We start from the raw sequence: 12879 nt of genomic DNA on the forward strand, positions 1-12879 counted from the left end.
CTCAGGCGTGTGAGATAATAGATTATAAAAATCATAGAGAATGGTTTAAGATAGTCCACTCAACATAAGTAATGTTTTCAATTAAATCTTATGATTATTCGTGATAAAACTAGTAATCTGGCTTTACTTTTTGCGTGGCAAGGAACAATACTGCCTACAGTTTTACCTGCGCTCACCTTTGTTGTTTTAATCTCTGCGGTAATTGGTTATTTGACCTCTCATCATATGCTGAATGTGCCGGAAGTGCCTGCTATAGGGTTTACCATTTTCGGCATTATTCTTTCTATTTTTTTAAGTTTTCGAAATAACGCCTGCTATGACCGCTGGTGGGAAGGGCGTAAATTATGGGGAGCCCTTATTGCGAATTCCAGGCATATTGCCCGTGATTCTCATGTATTACCTGATCGAGAGCGCCGGATTCTCATGTACAGGGTAATGTTTTTTACTCATCTTTTAAGAAATCGCCTGAGAAAAACCAATACTCCATTCAAGTTAGATACTCATCATCTGGCGCTGGAGCAACACGCACTGAATCATTTGGATCAGCATATTAATGCTGCACAGTTTGTGCTTGAATGCATTCAGAAAGACCTGGTTCAACTCCTGAGACAGGGCCTGATCAGCGATATCATTTATAGTACATTGAACCGGCATATTGTTGAATTGGGTAATATTCAGGCTGGCTGTGACCGTATATTAAGTACACCTTTACCATTTTCGTATTCAGTTTTATTACACCGTACTGTTTATTGTTTCTGTTTTATTTTACCTTTTAGTCTAGAAGCTGACTTAGGTATATGGACACCTATTGTAGTTGGATTAATTGCTTATCTGTTTTTAGGGCTGGATGCTTTAAGTGCCCAGCTTGAAGAACCCTTTGGGCTTGAAGAAAATGATCTGCCACTTGATTCGATTGTACGTTTGGTCGAACGGGAGATGTTGAGTTCGCTTGGAGAGGAATTGCCCGATACTATTTTGCCTATTAGGGGCAATTTAAGTTAATCAAGTGCTGCGCTACAGATATTTCGCAAATTAAAAAAGCTATTTATATAGGGCTGAACTCTTTAACTCAAAATCTTCAATCTCCTCACTAGCATTTATTCGTTTTAGAATAAAATTCATCTAAAATGATCAGATGGTTATTTCTACATCATGAAATAATATTATTATTCATATGGTTAATTTTGAATTAATCATAAAAATGGGTATTAAAATTATAGAGTTTTAATACCCGATTACCCCTATGATGATATAAAACTATTTTTCCTTAGAAACTTCAGGACTCATCTTTTTTAGTTCCCAGATATTCCTGATAGGCATCTTCGGCAAAGCGTCGTAGAGAATCACCGATTGCAGCATATTGGTAAGCATTCAGATTGGCTAATGAAGCACGTGCCGATGGATGGGATACCCCAAAGCCAGAACCTGGCAACAGAACGACACCGGTTTCATCTGCTACCCGAAATAATAATTCTGTCGGGTTTTTATTGACCATGACCCAGTTGGCAAAATCGTCACCATATAATATGCGGGCTGTTCTTTCCAGATCTACCAAGGTGTAATAGTCAACAGCGTTAAGATCTTCAGGGACTTCAACACCAAGCTGTCTATAAAGTGCAGCATCGCGTTCCCGGACTACAGACTTGACAGCTTTTTTATAAGCCTGACGAGAATCCATCATATTAAACAGGGCAAAAAGAACCATCTGTACCTGCTGCGGTGTTGACAGACCTGCGGTGTGATTCAGTGCAACATTACGGCTATCTGCTACCAAACGGTCAATAAACTTGATTTTTTCTGGTTCAGTAGTTAATGATGAATAACGTTCTTCAAGTTCCTGCTTTTCCTGATCTGAAAGCGCTGCAATCTTCTGATCAATGATATTGTTATTCGACAGCGCAATAATGCCAAGTCTCCAGCCTGTAGCCCCAAAGTACTTTGAGAATGAATAAACTAAAATAGTATTATTTGGGCAAATTGCAAAAAGTGACTTAAAGTCATCTGCAAAAGTTCCATATACATCATCTGTCAAAATAATCAGGTCAGGACGTTTTCTTACAATATCTGCCAGTATTAGCAATCCTTCATCACTTATTTTGACAGAAGGCGGGTTGCTCGGATTGACTAAAAAGAATGCCTTGATTGAAGGGTCTTCTAACTTTCTTAATTCAGACTCAGGATATTGCCAGCCCAGATTGGGATCAGCCTCAATAAAAATTTCTTCAAGCTGATAGTCATTCAGTTTGGGAATTTCCAGATACGGCGTAAAAATCGGTCTGCCGATTGCAATTCGGTCGCCAGTATTAATAATCTTGTTTTCTTTTAAGGAGTTAAATATATAAGCCATGGCTGCGGTTCCGCCTTCAACCGCAAACAGGTCCAAGCCTTCCTTGGGCATACTTTTTACGCCCATTTCCTGTAACAGATACTCTTTAATAATTGTTTCACTGACACGGAGCATGCGATCAGGTACAGGGTAGTTACATCCTAGAATCCCTTCGACCATTTCAAGCAGAAACATATCTGGATCTAAACCCAATTGGTCTCTCACATAAGACACTGCTTTTCCCAGAAATAAAACTCCAGGTTTATCCCGGTTCTGCATGAGAAAATTATCAAAACGTGATTGCAAACCGACAGGACGGGGGAACCCACCTAAGCCTTCTGGCATGTAAGAAAATGAAAATTCTGATTCTGTGGCAGAAAATAAACCTAATTGAAAAAAAGCCCTACGTGGCAGGGTAGCCAGAAAATTAGGGTTTCCTCGTCCAGCATTGAGCATTAAGCGGTCCCGCTTACTCTGTGCCAAAGCAATCAGGCTATCTTTTAACTCAAATGGGCTAAGTTTTGAATATTTAGAATAATCTACATTCCCCATGGGAAATCTCCTTAGTGAATAGTGATCTTAAAATGCTTGAAACAACTTTTAGGCTAATCCGACAATAATTGGACCGAGTAAGGTTAAAAAAACGTTTGCTAGGGCGTAGGTAATAGCAAAGGGTACGGTAGGTATAGAGTTACCGGCTTTATCCAATACACCACCAAAAGCGGGGTTGGCACTGCGTGCACCTGATAATGCACCTGCCATAATGGCGACATTGTCATAACGAAGAATGTAACGGGCGAAGAACATTGAAAGGATGAGAGGAACAACTGTAACCACCACACCGATCATAAATAGTGATAGACCACTTTGCTTGATGGTCTGAATCGCCTGTAAACCTGATTGCAGGCCGACAGCAGCGACAAATCCTGCAAGTCCCAAATCCTTAAGTAGCTGTGATGCTGCTAAAGGCATATTGCCATGCACTTGATTACGGCTACGTAACCATCCAAATAACAGGCCAGAAAGTAGCGCACCTCCACCTGCACCTAAAGTAAGGGGCACCCCTCCAATACGAATAACAAAAAGGCCAATAACCAAACCGACTACAAGACCTGCTCCATGAAACATCCAGTCTGTTTTTAAACTCTCAGGTAAAGCTTTTCCGGCTTCTTTCACTAACCGCTCAAGATCGGTTTTTGTTCCATATACTGTGACTACATCACCAGGTTTCAAAACCAGATCATCATTTAGAACCTGTGTTTCATTATTTCGTTTGATACCAAGTACATATATACCGTGTTTCAAATAGGCAGGCGTATTGGCCTTTACCTCGCCCAAGCTGTGATTAAGGTATTTAGAATTTCTGAGTACTACATCCGTGGTCTGCATCACCATTTCCATACCAGGAGAAGACTGTAGCTCTGGACCAATATACTCAGAAATTGCAACCACACTAGCTCGTCGCCCTACAATCAGTACAATATCATCTGTCTGCAAAATGATATCTGGAGATACATCGATAAACTGGTCATCACGTTTTAAGCGTTCGATGGTAGTGCTAGATTGTTTGGCCTCAAGTTCTTCTATTTTCAGACCATTACCCTGTTTGACTTGATAAATACGTCCGACTATTTCCGGAATAGCCAGCTCTTGACCCGGGGCCAGCTCAAAAGCACCTTTCAAACGTTCAGATTGTGCTTTCAGGGCATCATCATGGATTTCTCTTCCCATAAATTTAGGAAGAATATTGACACAGATAATAATTGCGCCAAGTGACCCAAAAATATAAGTTACTGCATAGCCAATTGCGACATTTGCCTGTAGCTTTTGTATTTCAGCAAGAGGTAAATCCAGTCGTGATATTGCATCTCCAGCAGTACCAATAATAGCTGACTGCGTCATGCCACCTGCCGCTAGTCCTGCTGCCAGCCCTTTGTCCAGATGGAAAAGCTTGGCCATGAGCAGTACCGTAATTAAGCCACTCACTGCCATAAATACTGCAAGCAGAATCTCTTTAATAGAGTGTGGTCCTAATGATTTAAAAAATTGCGGTCCACTTTCAAAACCTACAGCATAAATAAATAACGCAAAAAGAATCGCTTTTACACCATTATCTACAGAGACACCAATCAGGCTTAAAACCACTGCAACAAGAAGCGAACCAGCAACGCCACCAAACTGGAATCTGCCAAATTGAAACTGACCAATCCAGAAACCAATTGCAAGTGATAAAAATAATAAAATTTCTGGACTATGACTTAATTCATGTTGTAACCATTCAATCATCTTATATTCTCACTTCATTATTAATATATTTTTAGGTAAAGAATCATGGTTTTTTAAACTATTTAATTAAGCTACTATTCTAATTGTGAGAAAACAAATTTACTTTACTTGAGTATAAATATATCTTAATTTCAATGGTTTAATTATCATATAATATAAAGATAATTTATATAATTAAAACTAAGATATTGATAATAATTAATTATTTCTAATTTATAAAATTTTTAAAATAACTTTTATTTAATAATAAATTGTAAAATTTTATGTTGGATTTTAAATAAAATTTTGGGGAAAATTAAACATAATTAATTGATTAAAGTTACTTTAATTAGATTATTTAATATTCATGCTAGACTTAAATAATTAATAGGTAAATGTAATATATCTTTAATAATCCAAAAATATTTTATAGTTACTTGGTCTTTTTACTAAAAACTGAAATTTTTATAAAGACGAGAATAATGAAATTAATTATTTATTGGGGATTCTGATTTTTTTTCATTCGATAATATTATACTTTTATTGGTTAAATTAGTTATGTATTTTAAACTGGTTGCTTTTTAATAATAATATCTTATAAAGATAAATATGAACTGGTAAAAGGAAAGGCATTTGAATATTCTTTTGCAAAGTCTAACTTTTCAAGAACTTCTCACAATTATATTGTCTGCATTAGGATGTGGTCTTTTAATCGGGCTAGAGCGGGAACGTAATAAAAATACCCGCAATGAACAAAGTTTCGCGGGATTAAGGTCTTTTACGATCAGCGCCTTATTGGGGGCTTTGTGTTTTGTTATACACCCGTATGTTGGAGTAGTGGGGGCAATAGCCGTAAGCCTGTTCTGCCTGTATAGTTTATCTCAACAAAAAGAAGATATTGGTTCCACCACTGAACTGGCTTTTTTAATGACCTACCTTATTGGGGCGGCGTGTGTCTGGAATATCCCATTAGCAGCCAGTATGGCAGTATTGCTTACCCTTATTTTAATGGGGAAAACCAGCCTTCATCGCTTTGCTGGAAAAACCATTCGAGATTATGAACTCCGGGATGGACTCCTTTTACTGGCCCTCATTTTGATCGCTTTACCGATCATGCCAAATAAACCCCTATGGGGTTCAGTGCTAAACCCATATGTCATTTTAAAATTACTGGTTTTAATCCTTATTGTGCAATCTATGGCACATGTGGCAAAACGTATTTTATCAAATGACAAAGCACTGATTTTATCTGCTCTAGCTTCAGGTTTTGTCTCTAGTACTGCCACTATTGCCAGTCTTGGCATGCAAGTCCGCTCCGGAGAAGCCATTGCCAAAGTGAATGCCGGTGCTGCTCTGATGTCATGTGTAGCGACTTTACTGCAATTACTGCTGATTGTCTCAGGTGTAAGTTTAATGTGGTTCAAATTGCTTTTTATCCCAAGTCTGGCTGGGATAGGCATATTATGTGCTGCTACAGGCTTATTCATGTACCGGTCAAATCATTCAGATATCCGTTTAGTAAATCAAGTTGATCAAGCAGATGACCGCATGTTTAGTCTCAAGGAAGCCGTCATTATTGCAGTTAGCCTCACTCTCATTCAGGCCGGAATTTATGGAGCAAATCTTATATTAGGAGATAAAGGCTTAATCTTGAGCACTTTTTTAGCTTCACTATTTGAAGTTCATGCTGCTATGGCCGGGGTGGTAGTACAAGGAAACCCAGCTAATCTGACTCTGATTTATGCAGTTGTCATTGGTTTGGCTGCACATGCACTTTCAAAAAGTATTAATGCCTTTCTAACCGGTGGCTGGAAGTTTTTTTTATATTTTGCACCTGTGCAAGTTGTTCATATGGCGGTCGTTATAATGCTGATTATTTACTTTCATCAAATCTTAATCTGAAAGCATAATTCAAAATCCAGATCTCTAAAGTATTTTTGCAATTTTACCAAAACAGCTAAATTTATTAAAAATATCGTTCAAATGAGCCGATTCTCAATAAGAACTACATAGAACTTGCTAGCCAACACATACTCTCTATAATAACAAGCAATTTAATTCGTTAAAGTACCGTATGCGGTCTACCACATGGATTACAGTCTTGGTTGGATTATTCATGTTCCAAAGTCTTTGGAACGTGGCAGCGGCCTTTTGCGTCCATGAAGAGCAAACTTTAGTACAGCAGAGTTATCATTTTGGCCATCATCAAAATACCCTATGTATCAGTAATGACCGCCAGCATAAGCATGATACCCAATCAGATCATAAAGACATAAAGACATAAAGAATAATAATTTAAAGCTTGGTGAAGATCATCAGGATCATCTGCCTTCCATGACGCATCTGATTGTGCAAAATGAAAAAATCTCGGTTTTAATTCCAGTTTTTGAAACTCATGTCATTCCAGAGTTTCACTGGAAGAACAGCTATCAGGCACCTGACCTGTTTCAGCAAAGTCCACCTCCCGAATTTTCCCCGCTTATGGTGGGGTAGCCTAAAACATTCTCACCACTTCTAAATTTAATTAAGTGGGAAAAATCATGTCTTTACAGTCAAGGACGTTATTACGTCATGCTCTGATGGCCTGTCTATTTACAGTTGTTGTGCCATCATATAGTTATGCTGAAAATATTAGCAATTTTGAATCTGCGTATGCCAAAGTACAGAGCTATCAGGTACAAGCTGAAATAGCTCGGCATTATGCACAAATTTCTGATTTAAATATTCGCCAAAGCCAATTATGGCAAAATCCGAGCCTAACGGTTGAACAGTCAGGATTCGGTTCAGATCACGAGCAGGAATTCAGCCTCGGTATTCGCCAGCCCTTAGATATTTTTGGTCAGCGCAAGCTTAGCCAGGCCATAGCCAATACATCAGGTCAGCAGTTGCAATTGCAACAACAGTTATGGAATGCGCAAAGCCAATTAATTGTCAGATATGCATGGTCACAGTTAACAATTGCAGAAACGGAACGTACTGTTTATGCATCGCAGCTTAGAGTAAGTAAAGCTAATTTAGAGAGTGCACAGAAGCGCTATCAGGCAGGAAGCATTGCCCTAGTTGATTATGAGCGAGCTCAGATTGAAGCGCTAGAAATGGAGCGGCTTTATCAGCAGGCTGTATTAAATCAGCAGTCGGCAGGACGTCAACTCTCAAATTTATGGGGTGAAACCCATGCACAAATTGATTTAACTAAAACTTCTATTCCTTGGCCAGATCAGAGTAATCAGACAGTACAGCATTATATTTCTGAAGGATGGCTAGAAAAACTTTATACTTTAAATATCCGGCAGTCCAATTACCGGATTGAACGTTTAAAAGTTCAAGCTCGCCCACAACCCGCCTTAAATGTAGGGATGAACCGTACAAGGTCTCCTGATGAAAATAATGAGACGGCGTTAACACTGGGGGTTGATCTTCCCCTTAATCTTTTCAATCGTCAGCAATATGCCATTCCTATTGCGCAGCAGCAGCAGATCTTGCTGAATCAACAGCAGCAGCGTGAACTAAAACAGCAAATACTTGATATTGCAAATAGCATGCATCAGCTCAAGGCTTTACGGAATCAATATGAACTGATCACAAGTCAAATTGACTTGGCTGAAAAAGTCCAGAGCAGGACCTTACAGGGCTTTAAGGCAGGTAAATTGTCAATTACAGATGTCCAGCAGGCGACTTCACAGCTGCACAGTCTACGTTTGGCGATGTTACAGACATTACGGCAAGCCTGGCAGAGCGCACTTGGTGCTGAAGCCCTAAGTATTGGAACAAGCTATGAAGAAATCAGCCGTTCTGATGCCTACATACAACTAAATCAAAATGCGGCTGAAACATTACAGAATTTAATCAATGAGGGGACACGATAAATGAACTTGAAACAATATGGAAAATTATCCCAGCCTCTCATGATTGCGATTCTGATTGCATTAACCGCACTGGTCAGCCTGATCATCGGGTTAAATAAGCAGGAAACGAGAACTGCTGAACATGGACATGAGGATGAACATACCGGAGACGGCGAGGATGAGGCTCATGCGACAGAAGAGCATGTTAAGGAAAAGGAAGGCGAGATAAAACTGACAGCCCGTCAAATGGCTGAACAGGGTCTAAAAGTCGCCATAGTAACTACAGGCCCAGTGGAAGAGGTTACTCTGTTGCCAGGTAAACTGGTCGTAAATACTGACCAGCAGGCCCATGTATCGCCGAGTTTCAGTGGTCATGTTGAGCAAGTAAAGGTGTCTTTAGGGCAAAGTGTTCAAAAAGGACAAACTCTAGCAGTGCTTTTGGTTCCTGAACTGATTGATCAGCAAGCAAATTTACGTATGGCACAGGCAAATCTTCAGCTTGCCAAACAAGACTATCAACGTGAACAGCAGCTCTGGACACAGGGTATTTCAGCCAAACAGGATTATCAGCGTGCTGAAAATGCATACCGTCAGGCACAGCTTAGTGTACAAGCCTCACAGGCACGCTTAAATGCCTTGGGGGCAAGTAGTAATACTCATGGGCGCTTTGTTATTCGGGCACCGATTTCTGGTGTCATCAGTCAGAAAGATATTGTAGTAGGTGAAAATGTGCAATTGGCTGATCAAATTTTTGTCATTGAACAGCTCAATAATTTATGGCTTGAGTTTACTTTACCCGCTCAATACGCAGGACCACTACAGGCCGGACAGAAAGTTTTATTTAAACTAATGGGTACAGAGCAGACCCATACCGCACGAATACAAAGTTTAACCTCGCAGGCAGACAGTCAGACAGGGCGGCTAATAGTCCGTGCCAAGCTTGATACGCAGTCTGCCAGTTTACGTCCTAATGTATTAGTGAGTGTTTTGATGGCCAAGCCTGCTGCTAAAACGTCTCTTCGGGTAAAAAAAGCAGCCGTACAACGTATTGAAGGCGAAGATACCGTTTTTATTTTGCAATCTGAAGAAAAAGGACAGGTTCATCTAAAGGCTCAACAGGTGAAATTGGGCCAAGCCTCAGGTAACGGGGAATGGCTTGAGGTAATTTCCGGGCTTGCTAACGGCAAGAAGTATATTAGTGAAGGTAGTTTTCTGCTGAAGTCTGAACTGGAAAAAGATGAGGCCGGTCATGAACACTAACTCTGAACTGCCAAGAGCAGAAGGCCTATTTGAACGTATTATCCAGTTCTCTATTCAACATGCTATATGGGTCATGCTGTTTGCCTGTATCTGGATTGCAGTTGGAATTTACAGTTATCAAAAGTTACCTATTGATGCAGTACCAGATATTACGAACACCCAAGTACAGATTAATACCCAGGCAAATGGGTTTACTGCACTTGAAGTAGAACAACGTATTACTTATCCCATTGAAAATGCAATGGCCGGAATTCCTGATCTGGAATTAACCCGTTCTATTTCCCGCTATGGACTGTCTCAAGTTACTATTGTATTTGAAGATGGTACCGATATTTATTGGGCACGTCAGCAGATTAACCAGCGGTTACAAGAGATTCAGGCAGAGTTACCGGCACAAACCAGCCCAATCATGTCACCTGTTTCTACAGGGCTTGGAGAAATTTATCAATGGGTACTAAGAGCAGAGCCAAAGGCGAAAAAATCTGATGGAACTGCTTATACCGGTATGGATTTACGTGAAATTCAGGATTGGGTAGTTCGGCCTCAGTTGCAGCGTGTACAAGGTGTGGCTGAAGTGAACAGTATTGGTGGTTTTGAAAAAAACTATGTGGTATCACCTGACTTCAACTACATGCAACAGCTTAATATCTCTTTAGAACAGCTACAGCAGGCTCTAAACCAAAATAATGAAAATAGAGGAGCAGGATTTATTGAAGATAATGGACAGCAACTTACAGTCCGTATTCCTGGCACACTCAACAATATTTCAGATATTGAGAATACTTTAGTCACCAGTTCCAGTGGTCGTGCCATTCGGGTCAGTGATATTGCGCAAGTTTCCATAGGACATGATTTAAGAACAGGTGGTGCAACCTATAATGGTGAAGAAACTGTTCTGGGAATTGCCATGATGGCAATGGGAGAAAATAGCCGGACTGTTTCTAAAGCGGTAGATGCCAAAATCCGGGATATTCAAAACAGTTTACCCAAGGGAGTATTTATAGAAACGGTCTATGACCGTACGACCCTGGTTGAAAAAGCGATTAAAACTGTACAGAAAAATCTGGTTGAGGGAGCGGTACTTGTTATCGTTATACTATTCTTATTTTTGGGAAACATACGGGCAGCTCTGATTACCGCCTGCGTTATTCCGCTCTCCATGCTATTTACCTTAACAGGAATGGCACAAAAAAATATTAGTGCTAATTTGATGAGTCTGGGGGCACTGGATTTTGGAATTATTGTTGATGGTGCAGTAGTAATTGTTGAAAACTGTATACGCCGTCTGGCCCATGCACAGCATTTACTTAAACGTCCATTAACACAAAGTGAGCGATTTAAAGAGGTGTTTTTAGCTGCTCGACAGGCACGACGTCCCCTGATTTTCGGGCAGCTTATTATTTTAGTGGTGTATTTACCAATTTTTGCTTTAAGTGGTATAGAAGCGAAAATGTTTCATCCGATGGCTTTGACTGTAGTTCTGGCACTGATTGCTGCAATGATTCTGTCTATAACTTTTGTCCCTGCTGCAGTCGCTTTATGGGTTAAAGGAGATATTCGCGAAACTGAAAGTGTCTGGATGACTTCGCTCAAGAAGTCTTATGAAAAGACTTTAAATGTTGCTTATGAATATAAAGCAGTAGTCTTAACATTTGCTATTTGTCTTCTGGTGGTTACAGGTATTTTGACTACTAAACTTGGGAGCGAGTTTGCGCCACAGCTTGGTGAAGGTGATTTCGCCGTACAACAATTACGTTCTCCTAGTACAGGATTAGAAGAATCTTTACGTATGCAGGAAAACGCAGAGAAGCTTTTATTAAAGAATTTCCCTGAAATTAAAGCAGTATTTGCACGTACCGGCACCGCTGAAGTCGCAACAGATGTCATGCCACCTAATATTTCTGATGGCTATATCATGCTTAAACCACATGAAAAATGGCCTAACCCTAAAGAGAGCATTGATGAGCTCCGATCCCGGATGGAAAGTTACCTTGCAACAATTCCGGGGAATAACAGTGAATTTTCTCAACCGATTGAGCTGCGTTTTAATGAGTTAATTTCAGGGGTACGTAGCGATGTAGGAGTCAAGATTTTTGGTGATGATATGCAAGTTCTTAATGGCGAGGCTGCTAAAATTGCCAAAATTATTCAGCAGGTCACAGGAAGCAGTGCGGTAAAGGTTGAACAAACCTCAGGTTTGCCTTTACTCAATGTTGAGGTTGATAAGTTTTTAGCTTCGCAATATGGCTTAAGTGTTAAATCTATTCAAGATGTGGTAGCTACAGCCATTGGCGGACAGCAGGTTGGAGAAATTCTGGAAGGAGACCGCCGTTTTGATTTCGTTATTCGTTTAAGAGATCAGGACAGAAATGTGGCTGATGTGTCCCAATTGCCAATACGACTCCCAAATGGCGGCAGTATTATATTGTCTGATGTCGCAAAAGTTGCCAGTATTGAAGGTATCAATCAGGTAAGTCGTGAGAACGGTAAACGCCGTATAGTTATCACTGCCAACGTTGAAGGGCGAGACTTGGGCTCATTTATTAGTGACTTGCAGACACAGCTTAAAACCTATGATTTACCAAGTGGCTACTGGATAGAATATGGTGGCCAGTTTGAAAATCTGGCTTCAGCTAAAACCCGTATGCAAATTGTTATTCCATTGGCTCTAATTACGATTTTTATTTTATTGATGGCAGTTTTTCATAATATGAAAGACAGTCTTCTGGTATTTACAGGAGTTCCTTTTGCATTGACGGGAGGAGTTCTATTTCTCTGGCTGAGAGATATTCCATTATCCATGTCAGCAGGGATTGGATTTATTGCTTTATCTGGTGTGGCTGTACTGAATGGTCTGGTAATGCTGACGTTTATTAAAGAGTTACGCTTGAAGTACAACTTGCATGAAGCAGTATGGCAGGGGGCGATTTTACGATTGCGTCCTGTATTAATGACGGCTTGCGTGGCATCACTGGGCTTTGTTCCTATGGCGCTTGCTACAGGTACAGGTGCTGAAGTACAAAGGCCCCTTGCAACTGTAGTCATCGGTGGAATTATATCGTCTACCTTGCTCACACTTGTACTGTTGCCTATTCTCTATAGGTGGGTGAATAGTCCTCAGAGGTAAAGTGAGTCTTATGAAAGCCTTTGACTGTTCAAAGGCTTTCTTTTAAAGGTAATTTT

Annotated in this window: 7 protein-coding genes and 1 pseudogene; 6 read left to right on the top strand and 2 right to left on the bottom strand. The window is 40.1% G+C overall.

Annotated features, from left to right (window positions below; genetic code table 11):
* The first annotated feature begins 90 nt into the window (after positions 1–90).
* Positions 91–1002, top strand: a complete 912-nt coding sequence (locus ABZP31_RS06955; RefSeq protein WP_005014327.1) for a bestrophin family protein — start codon at positions 91–93, stop codon at positions 1000–1002.
* A 274-nt stretch (positions 1003–1276) separates the two neighbouring features.
* Here ABZP31_RS06955 and ABZP31_RS06960 read toward each other — a convergent pair whose 3' ends face one another.
* Together ABZP31_RS06960 and aspT are read right to left on the bottom strand one after the other, a co-directional pair.
* Positions 1277–2878 (bottom strand): bifunctional aspartate transaminase/aspartate 4-decarboxylase, encoded by a 1602-nt coding sequence (locus ABZP31_RS06960; protein WP_034680051.1) that lies wholly within the window; start codon positions 2876–2878, stop codon positions 1277–1279.
* A gap of 48 nt (positions 2879–2926) precedes the next feature.
* Positions 2927–4612, bottom strand: coding sequence for an aspartate-alanine antiporter (gene aspT / locus ABZP31_RS06965; protein ID WP_005025873.1), 1686 nt, complete (start codon positions 4610–4612; stop codon positions 2927–2929).
* 612 nt (positions 4613–5224) lie between these two features.
* Between aspT and ABZP31_RS06970 the strand changes: the two genes are divergently transcribed.
* The 5 genes and pseudogenes from ABZP31_RS06970 to ABZP31_RS06990 all read left to right on the top strand — a co-directional run bounded on the left by ABZP31_RS06970 (position 5225) and on the right by ABZP31_RS06990 (position 12823).
* Positions 5225–6493 (top strand): DUF4010 domain-containing protein, encoded by a 1269-nt coding sequence (locus ABZP31_RS06970; protein ID WP_034680052.1) that lies wholly within the window; start codon positions 5225–5227, stop codon positions 6491–6493.
* A gap of 172 nt (positions 6494–6665) precedes the next feature.
* Positions 6666–7084, top strand: a pseudogene (locus ABZP31_RS06975) (cation efflux protein, CzcI-like).
* A 47-nt stretch (positions 7085–7131) separates the two neighbouring features.
* The gene (locus ABZP31_RS06980; RefSeq protein ID WP_248134636.1) at positions 7132–8457 is read left to right on the top strand and encodes a TolC family protein; all 1326 of its coding nucleotides are present in this window, start codon (positions 7132–7134) and stop codon (positions 8455–8457) included.
* Positions 8458–9696 (top strand): efflux RND transporter periplasmic adaptor subunit, encoded by a 1239-nt coding sequence (locus tag ABZP31_RS06985; protein WP_248134638.1) that lies wholly within the window; start codon positions 8458–8460, stop codon positions 9694–9696. It abuts the gene before it with no gap.
* Positions 9686–12823 (top strand): CusA/CzcA family heavy metal efflux RND transporter, encoded by a 3138-nt coding sequence (locus ABZP31_RS06990; RefSeq protein WP_262476040.1) that lies wholly within the window; start codon positions 9686–9688, stop codon positions 12821–12823. Before ABZP31_RS06985 ends, ABZP31_RS06990 begins: the two co-directional genes overlap by 11 nt.
* Positions 12824–12879 lie beyond the last annotated feature (56 nt).

The sequence above is a fragment of the Acinetobacter sp. FL genome (assembly GCF_040744925.1).
GTDB classification, from domain to species: domain Bacteria; phylum Pseudomonadota; class Gammaproteobacteria; order Pseudomonadales; family Moraxellaceae; genus Acinetobacter; species Acinetobacter radioresistens.

Excerpts from the sequence above, each read along its gene's own strand:
- ABZP31_RS06960 (WP_034680051.1), bottom strand. The coding sequence starts at position 2,878 with ATGGGGAATGTAGATTATTCTAAATATTCAAAACTTAGCCCATTTGAG.
- ABZP31_RS06985 (WP_248134638.1), top strand. The coding sequence starts at position 8,458 with ATGAACTTGAAACAATATGGAAAATTATCCCAGCCTCTCATGATTGCG.
- ABZP31_RS06980 (WP_248134636.1), top strand. The coding sequence starts at position 7,132 with ATGTCTTTACAGTCAAGGACGTTATTACGTCATGCTCTGATGGCCTGT.
- ABZP31_RS06990 (WP_262476040.1), top strand. The coding sequence starts at position 9,686 with ATGAACACTAACTCTGAACTGCCAAGAGCAGAAGGCCTATTTGAACGT.
- ABZP31_RS06955 (WP_005014327.1), top strand. The coding sequence starts at position 91 with ATGATTATTCGTGATAAAACTAGTAATCTGGCTTTACTTTTTGCGTGG.
- aspT (WP_005025873.1), bottom strand. The coding sequence starts at position 4,612 with ATGATTGAATGGTTACAACATGAATTAAGTCATAGTCCAGAAATTTTA.